The organism is Streptomyces sp. NPDC085944 (genome assembly GCF_040686295.1).
Taxonomy (GTDB): domain Bacteria; phylum Actinomycetota; class Actinomycetes; order Streptomycetales; family Streptomycetaceae; genus Streptomyces; species Streptomyces salinarius.
In genome coordinates this window covers 1-21,937 of the sequence record NZ_JBFBJX010000033.1, presented here as the reverse complement: position 1 = coordinate 21,937, position 21,937 = coordinate 1, and the positions used below count along the sequence as shown (strand labels likewise).

The window sequence follows — 21,937 nt, the reverse complement described above, 5'->3', positions numbered from 1 at the left end:
GAAGAACGTGAGTCAGGGGCCGACGGAGCCGATACGCGCGCACTGGCAGGGACCCGAACCGGAGACCGTCGCCGCCCTGCTGCGGCACCGGGCGGAACACACCCCGGACGCCCTCGCCCACCGCTTCCTCACCGATGCCGACGGCACCTCCGTCGCCTGGAGCTACCGCGAACTCGACCTGCACGCCCGCGAGGTGGCCGCCCACCTGCGCCGCGAGCAGGTGGGCCAGGGCCCCGTCCTGCTGCTGCACCCGCCGGGCCTCGACTACCTCGCCGCGTTCTTCGGCTGCCTGTACGCCGGCGCGGTGGCCGTCCCCGCCTACCCGCCGGACAACGCCCGGTTCGGGCAGACGGTGCCCCGCCTCGCGGCCATCGCCCGGGACTCCGCCGCCACCCACGCCCTGACCACCGGCAAGGTCCGCGAAGCGGTCGCCGCCCGCGGCACCGGACACGTCGGCGCCGAACTCGACGACGTGCGCTGGCTGGTGACCGAGGACCTCTACACCGGCGACTCCACGGCCCCCTGGGAGGACCCCGGCCTCACGGCGGACTCCCTGGCCTTCCTCCAGTACACCTCCGGATCCACCTCAACGCCCAAGGGCGTGATGGTCGAACACGGCAACCTGGTGCGCAACCTGCGCTCCATCCACCTCCGGCTCGGCCACGACGCCGGCTCCGGCATGGTGTCCTGGCTGCCGCCCTACCACGACATGGGCCTCATCGGCGGCATCCTCACCCCGGTGTACGGCGGCTTCCCCGCGCACCTGATGGCCCCGATGACCTTCGTGCAGCGCCCGCTGCTGTGGCTGGAGACCCTCTCCCGCACCGGCGCCTCCACCAGCGTCGCGCCGAACTTCGGCTTCGAGCAGTGCCTGCGCCGGATCAGCCCCGAACAGCGGGCCGGGCTGGACCTCGGCCGCTGGCGCCTCGCCCTGAACGGGGCCGAGCCGATCCGCCCCGACACCCTCGACCGGTTCGCCGAGTACTTCGCGCCCGCCGGCTTCGACCGCACCGCGCTGCTGCCCTGCTACGGCCTCGCCGAGGCGACCCTCATGGTCACCGGCGCCGAACCGGTCGAGCCCCCCGTGGTGGAGTCGTTCGACGCGGCGGCCCTGGAGGCGGGCACCGCTCGCGCGGCCGAACCCGGCAGCGTACGCACCACCCGCGTCGTCGGCTGCGGAGCACCCGTCGACGACGTCGAGGTCGCGCTGGTCGACGCCGCCACCGGCCGGGGGGTCCCCGACGGCACCGTCGCCGAGATCCGGGTGGCCGGACCGAACGTCGCCCGCGGCTACTGGAGGCGCCCCGAGGCCGGCGCGGACGTCTTCGGCACCCGCGTCGAGGACGGACCCGACGCCGCGTGGCTGCGCACCGGGGACCTCGGGTTCCGCCACGACGGGCAGCTCTTCGTCGTCGGCAGGACCAAGGACGTGATCATCGTCCAGGGCCGCAACATCCACCCGCAGGACGTGGAGCAGACGGCCGAACGCGTCGGCGCCGGTCTGCGCGCCGGGCACGGGGCCGCGTTCGGCATCCCCACCGCCGAGGGCGAACAACTGGCGCTCGCCTACGAGATCGGCGGCCCCGGCGCCGGTGACCCGCACGCCCTGCTGGCCCGGCTGCGCAGCGCCATCGCCGACGAGCACCAGGTGACGCCGCACACCGTCGTGCTGCTCAAGCGCTCCTCGGTGCCGCGCACCACCAGCGGCAAGATCCAGCGCAGCGCCTGCCGGCAGCAACTGCTCGACCTCGAACTGCCCGTGGTGGCCGCGAGCGTCGTCCAGGACGGCACACCCCCCGACGCCACCGGGCCGCACCCCTCGGGCCCCGGCGCACCGGACCGCACGGCCGCCCTCGTCGCCGACGCCCTCGCCGCCTCGCACGCCGCCGAGGGGGCCCCGCGCTACCAGCGGCTGCTGAGGGCCGTACGCACGCTGGCCGACGGCCTCGGCGTCGCACTCGACGTCGGCACGCTCCTTTCCGCCCCCGAGCCGGACGGCGCCGACGCCCTCGTCGCACTGTGCCGGACGGCCCTCGCCGACGCCGCACCCGTGTCCGAACCCGCACCCGCGCCGGGGCGGACCCGGACCGAGGCCGTGACCTGGCTGCGGCGCGCCGTCGCCGCGCGGCTGGGCCTGCGCCCCTCTGTGATCGACCCGACGGTGCCCTTCACCTCCCTGGGCCTGGACTCCAAGCAGGCGGTGTCCCTCGCCGACCGGTTCGGCGACTGGCTCGGCACCCCCGTCACCCCGGCCACCGTCTACGACCACCCGACCGTCGAGTCCCTGGCGGCGCACGTCACCGCCGGCACGACGACCGGCGTCGCGGCGGGCACCCCGGCCCCCGGCACCGACCCGGCCCCGCACCCGCACGCCCCCGCCCGCCGCGCTCCCGCCGACGAGCCCGTCGCCGTGGTCGGCATCGGCTGCCGCTTCCCCGGCGCGCCCGACGCCGACAGCTACTGGCGGCTGCTGCGGGACGGCCGGGACGCCGTGGGCGAGGCCCCCGCCGACCGGGCGGCCGACGTCGCGGGCCCCGGCGGGCGCCCGGGCGGCTTCCTCGACCACGTCTACGACTTCGACGCCCGCTTCTTCGGCATCTCCGCCCGCGAGGCCGAACGCATGGACCCCCAGCAGCGGCTGCTCCTGGAGGTCGCCTGGCAGACCCTGGAGGACGCGGGCATCGCGCCCTCCTCCCTGGCGGGCTCGGACACCGGCGTCTTCGTCGGGGTCAGCGGGCACGACTACGCCGACCTCCAGATGCCCCACCCCGACGTCGTCGACATGTACTCGGCCACCGGCAACGCCCAGTCCGTCGCGGCGGGCCGGCTCTCCTACTTCTTCGACCTGCACGGGCCGAGCCTCGCCCTCGACACCGCCTGCTCCTCCTCGCTCGCCGCCGTCCACACCGCCCTGCGCAGCCTGCGGGACGGCGAGTGCGGCGTGGCCCTCGCCGGCGGCGTCAACCTGATGCTGGACCCGGGTCTTTCGGCGGCGCTCGCCCGGGGCGGGATGCTCGGCCCCGGCGGACGCTGCCGCACCTTCGACGACGGCGCCGACGGCTATGTGCGCGGCGAGGGCGCGGGCCTGGTCTGCCTCAAGCCGCTGTCCGCGGCACTGGCCGACGGCGACCGCGTGCACGCCGTGCTCACCGGCTCCGCGCTCGGCCACGGCGGCCGGGCCAACGGCCTGACCGCGCCCCGCACCACCGCCCAGCGCGCCGTGATGACCGGGGCCCTGGAGCGGGCCGGGATCGAACCCGGGCAGATCGACTTCGTCGAGGCGCACGGCACCGGCACCGCCCTCGGCGACCCCGTCGAGTGGGAGGCGCTGGCCGGTGTCTACGGCAGGGGCCGCCCCGCCGACGCGCCCTGCCCGGTCGGCTCCGTCAAGACCGGCATCGGCCACCTGGAGGCGGCCGCCGGCATCGCCGGGCTGATCAAGGCGGTGCTCGTGGTACGGCACCGGGAGGCACCGCCGCTGCTGCACCTGAGAACCCCCAACCGGCACCTGGACTGGACGGGTTCGGGCCTGACCGTGCCCACCACCCGCCGGGCCCTGCCCGCCGGGGGCACCCTGCGCGCCGGCGTCAGCTCCTTCGGCTTCGGCGGCACCAACGCCCACGTGATCGTCGAGTCCGCGCCCGAACCCCCGGCCCCCGCCGACGCGTCCGAGGCACCCGACGGCACGGTGCACGCCCTGTCCCTGTCCGCGCACACCGAGACCGCCCTGACCACCCTGGCCGGCCTCTACCGCACCCACCTCGCCGCCCATCCCGACGTGCCGCTCGCCGCCCTGTGCCGCTCCGCCAACACCGGCCGCTCCGCACTGCCGCACCGCGCGGTCCTCACCGCCGGGACCCGGGACGAACTGGACGCCGCGCTGGACGCGCTGATCCGGCGCGAGCCCGCCGTCGACGTGGCCCGCGGCGGGCCCGCGCCCGGCGGCGGCCCCACCGTCGCCTTCCTCTTCGGCGGCCAGGGCACCCAGTACCCGGGCATGGGCCGCGACCTGTACGACGCCCACCCCGTCTTCGCCCGCACCCTGCGGCGCGCCGACGCGGTCCTGCGCGGCCTGGGCGAGATCCCGCTGCTCGACCTGCTCTTCGACCCGGAGCACGCCGAGGACCTGGCCCGCACCCGCTACTGCCAGCCCGCCCTGGTCGCCCTCGAAGTCGCCCTCGCGGACCTGTGGGAGAGCTGCGGGGTGCGCCCGGCCGCCGTGCTCGGGCACAGCGTCGGCGCCCTCGCCGCCGCGTGCGTCGCCGGCGTCCTCTGTCTGGAGGACGCCCTCACGCTCGCGGTCGTCCGCGGGCGCGCCATGGACGAGCAGCCCGGCGAGGGCGCGATGGTCGCCTGCGTCGGCGACCCGGACACGGTGCGCGACATCGCCGACGGTCACGAAGGGGTGGCGCTCGCCGCGGTCAACGGGCCCCGCCACCTGGTGCTCTCCGGCGCGGCCGACCGGATCGCGGCGCTCCGTACGGACCTGGAGCGCAAGGGGGTCACCGTCCGGCCGCTGGTCGTCTCGCACGCCTTCCACTCACCGCTGATGGCGGGCGCGGCCGAGCCGCTGCTCCGGGCCGCCCGCGCGGTCGAGTTCCACGCCCCGCGCATCCCCTGGATCTCCGACGCCACCGGCGAACCGGTGGAGCGGGTGGACGCGGAGTACTGGGTCCGGCACCTGCTCGGCACCGTGCGCTTCGCCGAGGGCTTCGCCCGCCTGCGCGACCGGGCGGCGGAGGGCGGCCCGTTCTGCGACGCCTTCGTCGAGATCGGCCCGCACCCGACCCTGCTGAACCTGGGCCGGTCCGCCGTCGCCGACGCCCCGACGAGCGAGGAGCGCCCCACGCTGTGGCTGCCCTCGCTGCGCCGCGGCGCCCCCGGCCGGCGCACCCTGCTCCGGTCGCTGGGCGCCCACCACTGCGCCGGCGCGAGCGTGGACTGGTCCGCCCTGGACGGCGAGCACCCGCCCGCCCGCGTCCCGCTGCCGCACACGCCCTTCGAGCGCCGGACCTACCGGTTCCACGCTCCCACTCCCGACCAGGAAGGCGATCCCATGCCGTCCCAGCCCACGGCGACGGGCACAGCCGAGACGGACCCGGCGGGCGAGGTCTCCCGCACCGTGCTCGACGCCGTCGCAGCCGTCTGCGGATTCCCCGTGGCCGACCTGCCGGTACACGCCCGGCTGGGTCTCGACCTGGGGTTCGACTCGCTGATGCGGACCGATCTCCAGCGCCGTCTCACCGACCGTTTCCCCCAACGGATGCACCTGCTCCAGGACGTGCCGGAGGACCCCACGGTGCAGGACATCATCGGCCGGCTCGCCGCCGTCGACGACCGCGACGGCACCCCCGACGCCGGCACCGGCGCGGGTGCGCCGCAGGCCGCCCACCCCGCGGCCGTACCGGCGGCGCCGCCCGCCCCGGCCCCCCCGTACGGTCCCTACGGCGCCTTCCCGGCCCCGCCCCACGGCTACGCCGTCGCCGCGCCGGTCCCGCAGCCCGGAGTGCCCTACCCCTACCCGTACGGCTACCCGCCGCACGGCGCTCCCGCGTACGCCTACTACGTCCCCCAGCCGTTCCCGCAGCAGGCGCTCCCGCAGCAGGCGCTCCCGCCGCAGGCGCTCCCGCCGCAGGCGTTCCCGTTGCCGTCCCCGACGCCGCCCGCCCCGGTCCAGGCGGCCCCCGCACCCGTACCCGCCGCGCCCGCCGCCGTACCCGCCGCCCCCGACCCCGCCCCGGCGCCCGCCGCTCCCGTCCGACAGGAGCGCACCTTCGAGGAGTGGGCGGAGTACGCCGAACTGCAGGGCAGGCTCCGGCAGACCCGCACCAGCGGCTCCAACCCCTACGGCCGCACCCACGAGGGCTTCAACTCCGCGCTCGCCACGGTCGACGGCACCAAGGTCGTCAACTTCGCCGCCTTCAACTACCTCGCGCTCTCCCACCACCCGCGGGTGCGCCAGGCCGCCAAGGACGCCGTCGACCGCTACGGCACCTCGGCCTCCGCCACCCCGCTGCTGTTCGGCGAGACCCCGCTGCACCACGAACTCGAAGCGGAGATCGCCGGGTTCGTCGGTGCCGAGGCGGCCATCGTCTTCTCCGGCGGCCACGCCACCAACGTCGCCACCGTCGGCCACCTGTTCGGCCCTCAGGACCTGGTGGTGCACGACGCGTGGATCCACGACAGCACCGTGCGCGGCTGCATCCTCTCCGGCGCCCGGCGCCGCTCCTTCCCGCACAACGACTGGGCCGCCCTGGACCGCATCCTGGCCGGCGCCCGGGCCTCGCACCGCCGGGCGCTGGTCGTCATCGAGGGCGCCTACAGCCAGGACGGCGACATCCCCGACCTGCCGCGCTTCATCGAGGTCAAGGAGCGGCACGGCGCGATGCTGATGATCGACGAGGCGCACTCCATCGGCGTCCTGGGCCGCACCGGCCGCGGCGTGGGCGAGCACTACGGCACCGACCCGGCCGACGTCGACCTGTGGATGGGCACCCTCAGCAAGGCGCTGGGCAGCCTCGGCGGCTACATCGCGGCCCGCCGCCCGATCATCGAGTACCTCAAGTTCACCGCCCCGCTGCACATCTTCTCCACCGGCATCTCACCGGCCAACGCCGCCGCCGCGCTGGAGGCGCTGCGCGTCGTCCAGGACGAGCCCGAGCGGGTGGCACGCGTCCAGGAACTCGCCGAGTTCTTCCGGGCCGGCGCCCGCGCCCGCGGCCTCGACGTCGGGGTCTCCCGCCTCTCCGCGGTGATCCCCGTGATCACCGGCGACTGGGAGAAGACGATGGCCCTCTCCAACTCGCTGCTGGAGCGCGGCGTCAACGTCATGCCGATCGGCTACCCCGCCGTCCCGCGCGACCAGTGCCGGCTCCGCTTCTTCATCAACGCGGACCACAGCGAAGCAGACCTCGAACACTCCCTCGACCTCCTGGTGTGATCCATGTCCTCACTCAGCCAAGACAGCCCGTCCGCCGCCCCCGACATCCTGGTCACCGGCGCCAGCGGCTTCATCGGCGGTCACCTGGTGCACCGGCTGGCCGAGCGCGGACACCGCGTCCGCGTCCTGGCGCGCTCCACCAGTGACCGCGCCGCCTTCACCGGCGCCGCCGCCCAGGTCACCGTCGGCGACCTCGGTGACACCGACAGCCTGCGCCGCGCCACCACCGGAGTCCGGTACGTCTACAACTGCGCCGGGCTCTCGGCCGACTGGGGCCCCTGGGACCGGTTCCGCGCGGTCAACGTGGACGGCGCCAAGAACCTCGTGGACGCGGCCCACGAGGCCGGGACGGTCGAGCGCCTGGTCCACCTCAGCACCACCGACGTCTACGGCTACCCCGAGCGACCCTGCGACGAGACCACCGCCCCACGCGACATCGGCCTGCCCTACAACCGCAGCAAGATGCTCGGCGAGCGCGCCGTGTGGGCCGCCGCCGAACGCACCGGCCTGCCCGTCACCGTGGTCCGCCCCGTCTCCGTCTACGGCCCCGGCAGCAAGGACTTCGTGATCGAGATCGCGAACCTGCTGCTGAGCAAGCAGATGGTCTACATCCGCGGCGGCCGGGTGCCCGCCGGACTGCTCTACGTCTCCAACGCCGTGGACGGCATCGTCGCCGCCGCGACCGGCGAGCACACCGCGGGCCGCGCCTACAACCTGCGCGACCCGCACGACACCACCTGGCGCGAGTACGTCGAGGCGCTCGCCGAGGGCCTGGGCGTGAAGGCCCCCCGGCTGAGCCTGCCCACGCCCGTCGCCACCGCCGTCGCCACCGTCTCCGAGAAGCTGTGGGGCGCCCTGCGCATCAACTCCCGGCCCGTGCTGACCCGGCACGCCGTCCACCTCTTCGACCGCGACCAGTCCTACCCCATCGGGCGGGCCCAGGAGGAGCTGGGCTTCAAGGGCGAGGTCGACTTCAAAGAGGGCATGCGGCGCACCGTCGCCTGGCTCGACTCGGCCGAGGGGCGCGCCCATGTCGCCCGCTGACCTGCTCGCCCAGCGGTCCGCCTGGTTCCCCCGCCCGGTCGCGTCACCGGCCGCCGGCCGGCCCGACCCGGCGACCGCGCCGCTGCGCCTGGTCTGCTTCCCCTACGCCGGGGGCACGGTCTCCGTGTTCCGCGGCTGGCAGGAGCACCTGGGCGACGCCGTCGCCGTCGTCCCCGTACAGCTGCCCGGCCGCGGACTGCGGCTGCGCGAGCGCCCGTTCGACACCATGGCGCCCCTCGCCGAAGCGGTCGCGGACGCCCTGGAGGAGCACGGGCTGGTCCACGACTACGCCCTGTTCGGGCACAGCATGGGCGCCCTGCTCGGCTACGAGGTGGCCTGCGTGCTGCGGCAGCGCGCACGGCCGGCGCCCCGGCACCTGTTCGTCTCCGGCAGCCGGGCCCCGCACCTGTACGGCGACCGCGCCGACCACGCCCTGTCCGACGCCGGACTGCGCGAGGTGATCCGGGACCTGGGCGGCCTCGACGACGCGGACACCCTCGGCGCCGCCTACTTCGACCGCAGGCTCCCGGTACTCCGCGCCGACCTGCGCGCCTGCGAGCGCTACGGCTGGCACCCCCGCCCGCCGCTGGACTGCCCGACGACTGCGTTCTCCGCCACCGAGGACCCGATCGCCACGCCGGAGATGGTCGAGGCCTGGCGGCACCACACCACCGGCTCGTTCCTGCGGCGCCACCTGCCGGGCAACCACTTCTTCCTGAACGGCGGCCCGTCCCGCGACCGGCTGCTCGCCCACCTGGGCACCGAACTCGACGCCCTCGGCACCACCCCGCACAGGAAGGCAACAAGGGAAGCAACATGGACATTCTGAGCCTGGCCAAGAGCGTCGGCAGCCGCGTCGAGGCGCCGCTGACCGACCTGCGCACCGTCACCAAGGTGCTCGGCAACCCGCACATGCCGCTGCTCCTCGCCCTGTCCAAGGGCTTCGTGGAGCCGGTGTACCGGGCCGCCTTCCTGGCCTCGGCGGCGAGTTCGGGCGTGCTCGACGCACTCGCCGTACGCCCCTGCGACCTGGAGTCGCTGGCGGAACGGCTCGGCATCGCCGACGAGGACCGGCCGCGCCTCAAGGAGTGGCTGGACATGGGCATCCGCCTCGGCGACCTCGCCAAGCGCGAGGGCTGCTACAAGCTGAGCAGCCTGCCCGCCAAGGCGCTCGCCCAGGCCGGCAACGACGCCATCGCCGCGGCCCTGGAGGAGGTCCTGCGCTTCCACGTGCCCGCCCTGCTCAACGGGCCCCGCATGCTGCGCGAGGGCCGCCGCTTCTCCCTCGACGACCAGGACGGCCTGGTCATCGCCCGCTCCACCCGGGTGGTCCAGCCGCTGGTCGAGGAGGCCATCGCCCGCACGCTGGACCGGGACGCGCCGGTACGGCTGCTGGAGGTCGGCTGCGGCAGCGGCGCCTACGTCCGCTACGCCGCCGAACTCAACCCCCGCCTGTCGGCGCTCGCCGTCGACCTCCAGCAGGACGTCGCGGACAGCGCCGCGGCGAACATGGCCGAGTGGGGGCTGACCGACCGGGTCGAGACCCGCCGGGCCGACCTGCGCACCCTCGACGCGCAGCCCCAGTTCGACCTGGTCACCCTGCACAACAACATCTACTACTTCCCCGAGGCCGAGCGCGTCGACGCCCTGCGCCGGGCCCACGACCTGCTGGCGCCCGGTGGCCGACTGCTGCTCACCACCTCGTGCAAGGGCGGCAACATCGGCCTGGAGGCGCTCAACCTCTGGTTCACCTACGCCGACTTCGGCGGCCCGCTGCCGCGGGCCGACGAGCTGGTGGACCAGCTCCGTCAGGCCGGGTTCGACGACGTCGAGGCCACCCGGATCGTCCCGGGCGAGCAGTTCCACGCCTTCACGGGCACCAGCAAGCGCGTCGCGTACGCCTGACCGCCGAGGAGACACCCGCCATGGACACGCACGTCAGCGACTCGACGACCGCCGCCGCAGTCGGCAAGGGCCCCGCGAGCCCGGTCACCGACCCGGCCGACCACGCAGCCTGTGTCGTCACCCTGGGCGCGGGCGCCCCGGCCACGGACCACCGCGGGGAACTCGGCGGCAAGGGCACCCGCCTCGCCGAGCTCTCCGCCGCCGGACTGCCCGTCCCGCCCGCGTTCTGCCTGACCACCGCCCTCTTCGACGCCTACCTGCGGGAGACCGGGATCGCCGCCGAGGCACCGGGCGCCGACCCCCGCACGATGCGCGAGCGCATCCTGGGCACCCGGATGCCCGCCGCGATCGCGGACGCCGTCCTCGACGCCTACGGCAGCATGGGCCGTCCCCGCGTGGCGGTGCGCTCCTCCGGACTGCGGGAGGACTCCGCCGCCCAGTCCTTCGCCGGCCAGCACGACACGGTCCTCGACGTCAGCGGCGACGAGGACGTACTGGACGCGGTCCTGCGCTGCTGGGCCTCCCTGTGGTCCGACCGGGCCACCGCGTACCGGGACACCGACGCCCCCGACTCCCTCGCCGTGGTCGTCCAGGAGATGATCCACACCGACGTCAGCGGCGTGATGTTCACCGTCGACCCGGTCAACCCGCGCCCGCACCGCCTCGTGGTCGAGGCCTGCCAGGGCCTGGGCGAGGGACTGGTCTCCGGGCAGGTCTCCAGCGACTTCTTCGTCGTCGACGACGAGAAGCTGGAGGTCGTCGAGGAGCGGGTGCGCTACAAGGTCACCAAGTGCGCGCCGCTGGAGCCCGGCCGCATCGGCATGACGAAGGTCGACGCCGCGTCCCGCAGCGTCCCCTGCCTCACCCACGACCAACTGCGCGAACTCGGCGCCCTCGCCGTCCGCATCCGCGACCTCTACGGCAGCGAGCAGGACATCGAGTGGGGCGTGCGCGACGGCGTCTTCCACCTGTTCCAGACCCGGCCGATCACCACCCGCCCCACCGCTCCCGCGGCCCCGTCCGGCGCGCTCAGCCCGTACGTCGCCCCGCAGCCGGAGCCGATCCTGAACGGCACCCTGTGGTCGCGCATGGACATCGGCGAGATCTTCGTCGGCCTGATGACGCCGCTCGGTCTCAGCTTCGCCCGCTACTACCAGCGCAACGTCCACACGGACTGCGCCGGTGCCCTCGGCGTGCGCGACACCGGCGAGGCGGACCTGCACATGGGCTTCTACCAGGGGCACGTCTACCTCAACATCTCCTACAGCTCCTACCTGCTGGCCCAGTGCCTGCCCACCCGCGACCAGCGCCACTTCACCAGCCGCTTCGTCAGCGAGGAGGTGGACCTCGCCTCCTACGAGAACCCGTTCGGCACCTTCCCCGGCGGCATGGAGGACCTGCGGTCCGCCGTCCACTGGCTGCAGCACACCGCACGCGAGATGACGCAGATGAAGTCCCGCTCGCAGCAGATGGTCGACGCCCGGCTCTACGAGTTCGACCGCGCCCGCGGCCTCGACCTCACCCGGATGAGCCGGCGCGAGCTGCACGGCGAACTCCACCGAGACCTCGCCTGGTTCCACGACATGCACGTCGGCTACATGCCGTACTACATCAACGCGTTCGCGTTCTACGGCCTGCTCACCGAGCTGTGCGCCCGCTGGCTCGGCAGCGACGGCACCGGCCTGCAGAACCGCGTCAAGACCGACATGTCCAGCCTGCGCACCGTCGAGTCGGCCAAGGAGGTCTGGGCGGTGGCCCAGGCCGCCAAGAACGACCCGGCCGTCCTGAAGATCATCAAGGACGAGCCGCTGGAGGACATCGCCCGGCTGCTGCGCGAGGATCCCGCAGGCCAGCGCTTCTGGGACCGGCACATGGAGCCGTTCCTGCGCGCCAACGGCACCCGCGGCCACCAGGAGATGGAGATCACCCACCCGCGGTGGATCGACGACCCCTCGTACATCTTCCAGATGATCCGCCGCTACGTCGCCGACGGCTTCTCCATCGACGACATCCTGCGGCGCAGCAGTGCCTGGTCCGACGACTCCCGCGAGGTGCTGGACCGGCTGCCGATGCCCAAGCGCCAGATCCTGGACACCGTCATCTCCCTCTACGCCCTGTGCAGCGAGCTGCGGGAGACCACCCGGATGTCCATGATCACGTCCATCTGGCTGGTGCGGAACGTGGTCTACGAGGTCGGCCGGCGCCTGGTCGCCGACGGCGTCCTGCACTCCCTGGACGAGGTCGCCCACCTCGACTTCGAGGACGTCCGCCGCTACCTCGCCGGCGACGAGGACGCCGTGCGCGTCTTCGACCGGGCCCGCCTCGACGCGGCCCGCCGGCTGCACGAGCACAACAAGCGGCTGCCGGAACCGCCGCTGACCTTCGTCGGCGTGCACGACATCACCGCCTCGGTGCGGCCCGCCGCCGACGGCGCCCGCCTCGAAGGGCTGGCCGCCAGCCCCGGACGGATCGTGGGCCGCGCCCGCATCGTCGAGGACCTGGTGTGGCAGGCCGACGAGTTCGAGGCCGGGGAGATCCTGGTGACCCGGTACACGGACGCCTCCTGGACGCCGCTGTTCGCCATCGCGGGCGGGGTCGTCACCGACATCGGGTCGATGCTCTCGCACAGCTCCATCGTGGCCCGCGAGTTCCACGTGCCGTCGGTGGTGAACACCAAGGACGCCACCCAGCGCATCAACACCGGAGACCTGATCGTGGTCGACGGCGACGCGGGCACGGTCGAGGTCGTCGAGAGCGCGGACGCCGAGGGCGCCGGGAGCGCGGGCACCGACGCGAGCCCGGCGGACGCCGTACACGACTGAGCGGACGCGTGGGGGCCGGACGCCCCGCCGCCACCGCCGCAACGAGAGACCACGACCGCCCCCGCCCGGGGCGGACCCCCACCCAGACGGGAGACGACCCGATGATCCCCAACCAGTGGTACCCCATCGTCGAGGCGCAGGAGGTGCGCAACGACAAACCCCTCGGTCTGCGCCGCATGGGCCAGGACATCGTGCTCTGGCGCGACATCGAGGGCAACCTCGTCTGCCAGGGCGCCCGCTGCCCGCACAAGGGCGCCAACCTCGGCGACGGCCGCATGAAGGGCAACACCATCGAGTGCCCGTACCACGGCTTCCGCTACGGAGCCGACGGCGCCTGCCGGGTGATCCCCGCCATGGGCTCCGGCGCCCGCATCCCCGGGTCCCTGCGCGTGCCCACCTACCCGGTCCAGGAACGGTTCGGGCTGGTGTGGATGTGGTGGGGCGACGAGCGTCCCGCGGCCGACCTGCCGCCGGTTGCGGCCCCGGCCGAGGTGACGGACAACCGGAAGCTCTACGCCACCAAGCGCTGGACCCGTCCGGTGCACTACACCCGTTACATCGAGAGCCTGCTCGAGTTCTACCACGTGACCTACGTGCACCGGGACCACTGGTTCAACTACATCGACTACCTGCTCCTGTACGGCACGCCGAGCAAGTTCGGGCTCGACGGCCGCGAGCGCTACCTGGCCGCCACCCGGATCACCAACCACCAGGTGGAGACGGAGGCGGAGGGCCAGACCATCCGCTACTCCTTCGACCACTGCCAGGAGGACGACCCCACCAACACCACCCACTACGTCATCACGTTCACCTTCCCGTGCATGGTGCACGTGCAGACCGAGCAGTTCGAGACCACCTCCTGGCTGGTCCCGATCGACGACGAGAACACGGAACACATCCTGCGCTGGTACGAGTACGAACAGGTCAAGCCGGTCCTGCGGATCGAACCGCTGCGCCGACTGCTGCCCTGGGCGTCCCTCTACATGGAAAAGTGGGTCCAGGACCCCCAGGACGTACGGATCATGGAGCACCAGGAGCCCAAGATCAGCGCCGGCGGCGTGAACAAGTTCATCCCCGTCGACGAGATGAACGCCAAGTACATCTCGATGCGAGCCAAGCTGCTCGCGGACGCCGCCGCGCCACGGGAACCGGCACCGGCCCCGGAACCGACCGGTGACGGGGCCCGGGAGCCGGTACCCGCGACGGACGCGGCGACGGGCAACGGCACGTCGGCCCGCGCCACCGCGGGCGGCCGGGGGAGCGGCGGCACACGGCGCGGAGCCAAGCCCAAGGAGGACGCTGCCGCGCGCCCGTAGACCCGAAGACGGGGGACGGACAAGAGAGAGCGAGAGTGAGAGATGTACGGCGGATACGACGCGTCGACCGGTCCCAAGACGGTGGTGACGACGTTCAACACCATCGCCGTGGCCATCGCCGTGTGGTTCCTCTTCGGCGGCGCGGACACCGTGGCGGACTGGTTCGGAACCGACTTCGACGAGGCGGCGACCGTGCGCCGGGCCCTGCTGGCGGCGTTGTCGGTGCTCTACCTGCTGCGCTTCATCGCCACCAACTTCGTGATGCTGCAACGCAAGATGGAGTGGTCGGAGTCGTTCACCATCGGCATCTGGGTCCTGGTGATCCATGGCACGATGGCGTACTTCGGCGGCACCAACGACGCCGGCGTGAGCGTTTTCACCTGGCTCGGCGTCGTCCTCTACCTCTTCGGGTCCTACCTGAACACAGGGTCGGAGTACCAGCGCAAACTCTGGAAGAAGCGCCCGGAGAACAAGGGAAAGCTCTACACCGAGGGCCTGTTCAAGTACTCCATGCACATCAACTACTTCGGTGACGCCGTGCTCTTCTCGGGATTCGCGCTGGTGACCGGCACGGTGTGGGCGTTCGCCATCCCGCTGATCATGGTCTGCATGTTCGTCTTCCTGAACATTCCCATGCTCGACAAGTACCTCGCCGAGCGCTACGGCGAGGCCTTCGAGGAGTACGCGTCCCGGACGGCGAAGTTCGTCCCGTTCGTGTACTGACCCCGCCCGTCGCGCGTGTACGGCGGCCCTCCCGCCCCGGTGAGGGGGCTGCCGTACCGGGCGCGACACCCGACCCGACCGACAGAACCGAGACGAGGCACGCATGAGCGGAGACATCCCCTTCGGAGAGGCCGAGGCGTCCCTGACCGCCGAGGTGCTGCGCGAGGTCCTGGCCGGCGGCGCGGACGCGTTCGCCCGGCTGACCTCCGACGAGGGCGCCGTCGACGACTTCGGCTTCGACCCGGAGCTGACCGACGACTACCTGCTCCCCGTCCTGCGGATGCTGTACGAGAAGTACTTCCGGGTCGACGTGGAGGGCCTGGAGAACGTGCCCGCCGACGGCGGCGCCCTCCTGGTCGCCAACCATTCCGGCACCCTGCCGCTGGACGCCCTGATGCTCCAGGTGGCCCTGCGCGACCACCACAGCGCCCACCGCAGGCTGCGGCTGCTCGCCGCCGACCTGGCCTTCGAGCTCCCCGTCGTCCGCGACCTCGCGCGCAAGGCGGGCCACGTGCGGGCCTGCCCCGAGAACGCCCTGCGGCTGCTCGGCTCCGGGGAACTGGTCGGCGTGATGCCGGAGGGCTACAAGGGGCTCGGCAAGCCCTTCGAGGAGCGCTACCGGCTCCAGCGCTTCGGGCGGGGCGGCTTCGCCGCGGTGGCGCTGCGCTCGCGGCGCCCCATGGTGCCGTGCTCGATCGTCGGCGCCGAGGAAATCTACCCCATGATCGGCTCGGCCCCGACCCTGGCCCGGATGCTGAAGCTGCCGTACTTCCCGATCACCCCGACGTTCCCGCTGCTCGGCGTGCTCGGCCTGATCCCGATGCCGACCAAGTGGACGATCCGCTTCGGTGCCCCGATCCACACGGACGCCTTCCCCGAGGACGCGGCGGAGGACCCGCTGATGGTCGAGAAGCTCGCGGGCGAGGTGAAGGACACCATCCAGCACACGCTCAACGAGATGCTGGAAGGCCGCGAGTCCCCGTTCTCCTGAGCGACCTCACCCCTCCGCCGACGACCCCCGGCGGCCGATGCTGCGGATGCTGGCGAAGGCCAGGACACCGAGACCGACGAGCGTGACCACGCCGCCGATCAGCTCCGCGGACAGATGCATGGGATCTCCCTCACAGGGCGACGGGCGGTGCTGGTCAGGACGGGCGGTGCTGATCGTGACGGGCCGTGTTGGTCATATAGCCATGCGAACGCCGCCGCCCGTCCCACCCCAGCCGAGCCGCCCCGTGAATTCACCCGTAGGGCAGACCGACACCGATCGGGGGTGGCGGTTGCGCGGTCGCCCGTTCGAACGCTTACGATCCTCTGTTGTGTCCAAACTGACCGACGTGCCCAAACGGATTCTGATCGGGCGCGCACTGCGCAGCGACCGGCTGGGGGAAACGCTCCTGCCGAAGCGCATCGCCTTGCCCGTCTTCGCGTCCGACCCGCTCTCCTCCGTGGCGTACGCACCCGGCGAGGTGCTGCTGGTCCTGTCCATCGCGGGCGTGTCGGCGTACCACTTCAGCCCCTGGATCGCGGTCGCGGTCGTCGTCCTGATGTTCACGGTGGTCGCCTCCTACCGGCAGAACGTGCACGCCTACCCGAGCGGCGGCGGCGACTACGAGGTGGCCACCACCAACCTGGGCCCGAAGGCCGGTCTGACCGTGGCCAGCGCCCTGCTGGTGGACTACGTCCTGACGGTCGCCGTCTCCATCTCCTCCGGCATCGAGAACCTCGGCTCGGCGATCCCCTTCGTCGTGGAGCACAAGGTCCTGTGCGCGGTCGCGGTGATCCTGCTGCTCACCCTGATGAACCTGCGAGGGGTCAAGGAGTCGGGCAAGCTGTTCGCGATCCCGACTTACGTCTTCGTCGCAGGCGTCTTCATCATGATCGTGTGGGGCGCGTTCCGCAGCCTGGTCCTGGGCGACACCATGCGCGCCCCGACCGCGGACTACGAGATCAAGCCGGAGCACGGCGGCCTGGCCGGCTTCGCCCTGATCTTCCTCCTCCTGCGCGCCTTCTCCTCCGGCTGTGCGGCGCTCACCGGTGTCGAGGCGATCTCCAACGGTGTCCCGGCCTTCCGCAAGCCCAAGTCCAAGAACGCGGGCAACACCCTCGCGATGATGGGCCTGCTCGCCGTCACCATGTTCTGCGGCATCATCGCGCTGGCGGTCGCCACCGACGTCCGCATGTCCGAGAACCCGGCCACCGACCTCTTGCGCGACGGCGTCGCCGTCGGCGCGGACTACGTTCAGCACCCGGTGATCTCACAGGTCGCCGAGGCGGTCTTCGGCGAGGGCAGCTTCCTGTTCGTCGTGCTCGCCGCCGCCACCGCGCTGGTCCTCTTCCTCGCCGCCAACACCGCGTACAACGGCTTCCCGCTGCTCGGCTCGATCCTCGCCCAGGACCGCTACCTGCCGCGCCAGCTGCACACCCGCGGCGACCGCCTGGCCTTCTCCAACGGCATCGTGCTCCTGGCCGGCGCCGCCATGCTCCTGGTCGTCGTCTACGGCGCCGACTCGACCCGGCTGATCCAGCTCTACATCGTCGGCGTCTTCGTGTCCTTCACGCTGAGCCAGATCGGCATGGTCCGCCACTGGAACCGCAACCTGGCCGGCGAACGCGACCAGGCCAAGCGCCGCCACATGATCCGCTCCCGTGCCATCAACGCCTTCGGTGCCTTCTTCACCGGCCTCGTCCTGGTCGTCGTCCTGGCCACGAAGTTCACCCACGGCGCGTGGGTCGCGCTGCTCGGGATGTGCATCTTCTTCGCGACGATGACGGCGATCCGCAAGCACTACGACCGCGTCGCCGAGGAGATCGCGGCCCCCGAGGACCCCGAGGAGGCCCAGAGCGACGACATGGTGCGCCCCTCCCGCGTCCACTCGGTGGTGCTGATCTCCAAGATCCACCGCCCCACGCTGCGCGCCCTCGCCTACGCCAAACTCATGCGCTCCGACAGCCTGGAGGCGCTCAGCGTCAACGTCGACCCGGCCGAGACCAAGGCGCTGCGCGAGGAGTGGGAGCGCCGCGGCATCGCCGTACCGCTGAAGGTCCTGGACTCGCCGTACCGCGAGATCACGCGGCCGGTCATCGAGTACGTCAAGAGCCTGCGCAAGGAGTCCCCGCGCGACGCGGTCTCGGTCATCATCCCGGAGTACGTGGTCGGCCACTGGTACGAGCACCTGCTGCACAACCAGAGCGCGCTGCGCCTCAAGGGCCGCCTGCTGTTCACGCCGGGCGTCATGGTCACGTCGGTGCCCTACCAGCTGGAGTCCTCCGAGGCGGCCCGGCGCCGGGCCCGCAAGCGCCAGGACTGGAACGCCCCCGGCGCGGTGCGGCGCGGCCCGGCCCACCCCCCTCACCAGGACCGTCCGAAGGACTCCTCCTCGTCCACGTAGACTGGACGGCTGTTGTCCTTCGTCGTCCCTCGTTCTCTGGAGTCACCCCGCCATGCAGGCAGAACCGAAGAAGTCGCAGGCGGAGAAGCGAGCGGTCTCGGAGCCGGCCCCGCAGCCGGTCTCGCTGGTGGGGGAGGAGTACGAGGTCGAGGTCGGCCCCGTCGCCCACGGCGGCCACTGCATCGCCCGCACGTCCGAGGGCCAGGTGCTGTTCGTCCGGCACACCCTGCCCGGCGAGCGGGTCGTCGCCCGGGTGACGGAGGGCGAGGAGGGCGCCCGCTTCCTGCGCGCGGACGCGGTCGAGATCCTGGACCCCTCCAAGGACCGCGTCGAGGCACCCTGCCCCTTCTCCGGCCCCGGCCGCTGCGGCGGCTGCGACTGGCAGCACGCCAAGCCGGGCGCCCAGCGCCGTCTGAAGGGCGAGGTCGTCGCCGAGCAGCTCCGGCGCCTGGCAGGCCTGACCCCCGAGGAGGCCGGCTGGGACGGCACGGTGATGCCGGCCGAGGGCGACAAGGTGCCCGCCGGCCAGGTCCCGTCGTGGCGCACGCGCGTGCAGTACGCGGTGGATGCCGAGGGGCACGCGGGCCTGCGCAAGCACCGTTCCCACGAGGTGCAGCCGATCGACCACTGCATGATCGCGGCGGACGGTGTCAGCGAGCTGGGCATCGAGGCGCGGGACTGGGCGGGCATGGAGTCCGTCGAGGCGATCGCGGCCACCGGTTCCCAGGACCGCCAGGTCATCCTGACCCCGCGCCCAGGCGCCCGCCTGCCCATCGTGGAGCTGGACCGCCCGGTCTCGGTCATGCGCGTCGGCGAGAAGGACGGCGGCGTCCACCGCGTCCACGGCCGCCCCTTCGTCCGCGAGCGCGCCGACGGCCGCACGTACCGCGTCGGCTCCGGCGGCTTCTGGCAGGTCCACCCGAAGGCCGCCGACACCCTCGTGAAGGCGGTCATGCAGGGCCTCCTGCCCCGCAAGGGCGACATGGCCCTGGACCTCTACTGCGGCGTCGGCCTCTTCGCCGGCGCCCTGGCCGACCGCGTCGGCGACCAGGGCGCGGTCCTGGGCATCGAGTCCGGCAAGCGCGCCGTCGAGGACGCCCGCCACAACCTCGCCGGCTTCGACCGCGTCCGCATCGAGCAGGGCAAGGTGGAGACGGTCCTGCCGCGCACGGGCATCGACGAGGTCGACCTCATCGTCCTCGACCCGCCCCGCGCGGGCGCCGGCCGCAAGACGGTCCAGCACCTGTCCTCCCTGGCCGCCCGCCGAATCGCCTACGTGGCCTGCGACCCGGCCGCCCTGGCCCGGGACCTGGGGTACTTCCGGGACGGGGGGTACCGGGTGCGGACGCTGCGGGTGTTCGATCTGTTCCCGATGACGTCGCACGTGGAGTGCGTGGCGATTTTGGAGCCTACTGCAAAGGGGCTCTGACCTGCGGCTTTCTTTGTTTTCCAGATGTGGTCGGTGGTGCTCGACCTGTTTCCCGAAGTCCAACGGGTGAACGGTGGAGATCGTCTGTGGAGGCCGCCCGGCCTGCGGATTCAGGTGGGAGCAGCGACGGCGGTGCAAGCGGTGTCCGCGCGATTCTCGGGCTGCTGACGCTCGCATGACGCTCGTCCTGAAGCCCCGTCACATCAACAGGTTGCGTCCGACGCGGTTGTGCGTCTCCTCCAGCGCGGCCGCGTCGGGAACCGGTTGAGTGGGCTCCACTCGGCGGCGCGGGCGCGACCAAGATCGTGCCTGCGATGCGGCGGAGGATGTACGTCGCGGAGCCCCAAGCGGTTCAGCCACCGTCACGAACAGCGGCGGTCAGCGGGGCTCCGGGCTCCGGGTCGTTGGGCAGTTACAGTCATCTTGGAACAGCTCACTGACCTGCGACTACTCAGGATGAATGAGGCTCACTAATCCTTTCGCACCTGCGCCTGGAGCCGATCGCGTGGAGGTGTGCGCAGCGGCGGACCAGGACCCGCTCCTATGCGATGGTGAAGAGCGGCTCGTCGTATTCCACGGGCGCGCCATCGTTGACCAGTCGCGCCGTGACGACACCTTCCTTGTTTGCCTCGATGTGGTTCGCCACTTCCATCGCCTACAGCGACCCGCTGGCCTACCGTGACGAACGGCTCCCCGCCGCCCTGGGGCGCCTCATAAAAGGTCCCGACAATGGGCGACTTCACGATGTGAGCGGGGCTTTGAGAGTCGGATGGCATCACACGAGTCCCTTCCGCGAGTAGGGTAAGTCGTCACATTCCGTGATGACGCGACACGGGTGAAGCCTAGGTCGTCCCCCTTCCCGCAGAGAAAAACGACGCGGCTCGCGGCATGTCGCAGGAGAAGGCGAGCGTCGCGCCCGAAGAAATCCGGATCCGGTCCGTCTAGGCATCGCCCTTCTGGCAGGGGTGCGCGGTGCGTCTGCTGTTCGCCTGTCAGTGACCCTCTTTCACCCTCCAGCACAGGATGAAAGAGGCTCACTCAAGGGAGAGTTGCTTCCTGGCCGGGCAACTGGCGGCCAGGCGACGGGACATCGGGACGCGATGGCGGCGGCTTCCCGTGGCACGGCAAGCCCTGCTCGCCCTGGCCCACCTGCGGTGCGGCGACCCTACGCCCAGCTCGCAGCGGGATTCGGCATCGAGATCGCCACCGCCTACCGCTGCATACGTGAAGCCATCGAGGTCCTGTCCGCCCTCGCCCCGCCCCTGGCCGAGGCGATGAAAAGACCATCCGAACCAAGGCGTTCGTCGTCCTCGACGGCACCCTGCTGCCCATCGACCGCATCGCCGCCGAACCCCGTACTACTCCGAGAAACACAAACGCCACGGCATGAATTTCCAAGTCCTCACCGATCCGTTCGGACGACTGCTCGGGGCCTCGCCGGCGCCGCGCTCCTGGCTGCCGCCGTCTGGCATCGCAGGGAGCTGGAACGCCGGTTCATCGCCGAAGGGGGCTGCTGATGACCTCGCCACCGCCCAGCGTCCTCCACCCGGAGACAGAGCCAGCGCTGGACCTGCTGACGGTGCCCCAAGTCATGGCCCGCCTCCAACTCGGCCGCTCCGCCGTCTACGACCTGCTCCGCACCCGCCAGCTCGCCTCGATCACCCTCGGCCGCGCCCGCCGCATCCCCACCCACACCCTCGACGACTTCATCCGCACCCGCCTCGACCAGGAAGCCGCCTGATGACCACACCCCGCGACACCAGCCCCTCCCGCCGTACCCGCGCCAACGGTGACGGAACCGTCTACCAGCGCAAGGACAGCCGCTGGGAAGCCGCCGGATATGTCCTCGCCCCTGGCAACACCCGTCGCCGTGTTCGCGTCTACGGCACCACCCGGAAGGAGGCCCTGGCCAAGCTCACCGAGAAGATCGCCAACAGCAACCGCGGCCTCCCCGTCCCTTCCGCGCAGGGCAGCGTGGCCGCGTACCTGACGTACTGGCTGGGGAACGTCGCCGTCCACCACCTCCGCGAAACCACCCACACCCGCTACACCGCCTGCGTCCACCGGTACCTCGTCCCCGGCCTGGGCAAGAAGAAGTTCGCCAAGCTCACCGCCAAGGACGTCCGCACCTTGCTCAACCAGCTCCGCACCGCCTGCCAGTGCTGCACGCGCGGCATCGACGTCCGGCGCGACCAGCCCCGCTGCTGCGCCGCCGGCCGGTGCTGCCACAAGCTGCTCTCCCCGCTGACGCTCACCTACATCCACTCCGTACTCAGAGGGCGTTAAGTCCGTTTCTGGTAGCGGCCGCGTCCCGGTTGCTCGAGGAATCCCTGGCGGACGAGTCGTCCCAGGCGGGAGCGGGTGAC

General features: G+C 72.3%; 12 protein-coding genes and 2 pseudogenes. 13 read left to right on the top strand and 1 reads right to left on the bottom strand.

Features of this window, described 5'->3' with window-relative positions:
• The first annotated feature begins 7 nt into the window (after positions 1-7).
• The 10 genes from AB0P07_RS35335 to AB0P07_RS35290 all read left to right on the top strand — a co-directional run bounded on the left by AB0P07_RS35335 (position 8) and on the right by AB0P07_RS35290 (position 19,571).
• Positions 8-6,940, top strand: coding sequence for an aminotransferase class I/II-fold pyridoxal phosphate-dependent enzyme (locus AB0P07_RS35335; protein ID WP_365558175.1), 6,933 nt, complete (start codon positions 8-10; stop codon positions 6,938-6,940).
• A gap of 3 nt (positions 6,941-6,943) precedes the next feature.
• The gene (locus tag AB0P07_RS35330; RefSeq protein ID WP_365558173.1) at positions 6,944-7,984 is read left to right on the top strand and encodes an NAD-dependent epimerase/dehydratase family protein; all 1,041 of its coding nucleotides are present in this window, start codon (positions 6,944-6,946) and stop codon (positions 7,982-7,984) included.
• Positions 7,971-8,813, top strand: a complete 843-nt coding sequence (locus AB0P07_RS35325; protein WP_365558170.1) for an alpha/beta fold hydrolase — start codon at positions 7,971-7,973, stop codon at positions 8,811-8,813. Before AB0P07_RS35330 ends, AB0P07_RS35325 begins: the two co-directional genes overlap by 14 nt.
• Positions 8,801-9,889, top strand: a complete 1,089-nt coding sequence (locus AB0P07_RS35320) for a class I SAM-dependent methyltransferase (RefSeq protein WP_365558167.1) — start codon at positions 8,801-8,803, stop codon at positions 9,887-9,889. The genes AB0P07_RS35325 and AB0P07_RS35320 overlap by 13 nt, the downstream gene beginning before the upstream one ends.
• A gap of 20 nt (positions 9,890-9,909) precedes the next feature.
• Entirely contained in the window at positions 9,910-12,711 is a 2,802-nt protein-coding gene (locus tag AB0P07_RS35315; protein ID WP_365558165.1) for a PEP/pyruvate-binding domain-containing protein, read from the top strand.
• 101 nt (positions 12,712-12,812) lie between these two features.
• Positions 12,813-14,027, top strand: coding sequence for an aromatic ring-hydroxylating dioxygenase subunit alpha (locus AB0P07_RS35310; protein WP_365558162.1), 1,215 nt, complete (start codon positions 12,813-12,815; stop codon positions 14,025-14,027).
• A gap of 42 nt (positions 14,028-14,069) precedes the next feature.
• Entirely contained in the window at positions 14,070-14,750 is a 681-nt protein-coding gene (locus AB0P07_RS35305) for a DUF1295 domain-containing protein (protein WP_365558160.1), read from the top strand.
• Positions 14,751-14,853: 103 nt separating this feature from the next.
• On the top strand, positions 14,854-15,741 hold the full coding sequence (locus AB0P07_RS35300) for a lysophospholipid acyltransferase family protein (RefSeq protein WP_365558158.1): 888 nt from the start codon (positions 14,854-14,856) through the stop codon (positions 15,739-15,741).
• Positions 15,742-16,069: 328 nt separating this feature from the next.
• Entirely contained in the window at positions 16,070-18,142 is a 2,073-nt protein-coding gene (locus tag AB0P07_RS35295) for an APC family permease (protein WP_365558156.1), read from the top strand.
• 52 nt (positions 18,143-18,194) lie between these two features.
• Positions 18,195-19,571: a TRAM domain-containing protein gene (locus AB0P07_RS35290; protein ID WP_365558153.1), complete on the top strand. Its 1,377-nt coding sequence runs from the start codon at positions 18,195-18,197 to the stop codon at positions 19,569-19,571.
• A 541-nt stretch (positions 19,572-20,112) separates the two neighbouring features.
• Here AB0P07_RS35290 and AB0P07_RS35285 read toward each other — a convergent pair.
• Complete coding sequence (locus AB0P07_RS35285) at positions 20,113-20,217, bottom strand: biotin/lipoyl-containing protein (protein ID WP_365558150.1); 105 nt, start codon at positions 20,215-20,217, stop codon at positions 20,113-20,115.
• A gap of 377 nt (positions 20,218-20,594) precedes the next feature.
• On the opposite strand from AB0P07_RS35285, the pseudogene AB0P07_RS35280 reads away from it, so the two are divergent.
• The 3 genes and pseudogenes from AB0P07_RS35280 to AB0P07_RS35270 form a co-directional block, all read left to right on the top strand.
• Positions 20,595-21,014: pseudogene (locus tag AB0P07_RS35280) on the top strand (transposase family protein); the annotation flags it as partial.
• Positions 21,015-21,087: 73 nt separating this feature from the next.
• Entirely contained in the window at positions 21,088-21,312 is a 225-nt protein-coding gene (locus AB0P07_RS35275; protein WP_365558148.1) for a helix-turn-helix domain-containing protein, read from the top strand.
• Positions 21,312-21,848 (top strand): annotated as a pseudogene (locus AB0P07_RS35270) (site-specific integrase); the annotation flags it as partial. The gene AB0P07_RS35275 and the pseudogene AB0P07_RS35270, both read left to right, overlap by 1 nt.
• Positions 21,849-21,937 lie beyond the last annotated feature (89 nt).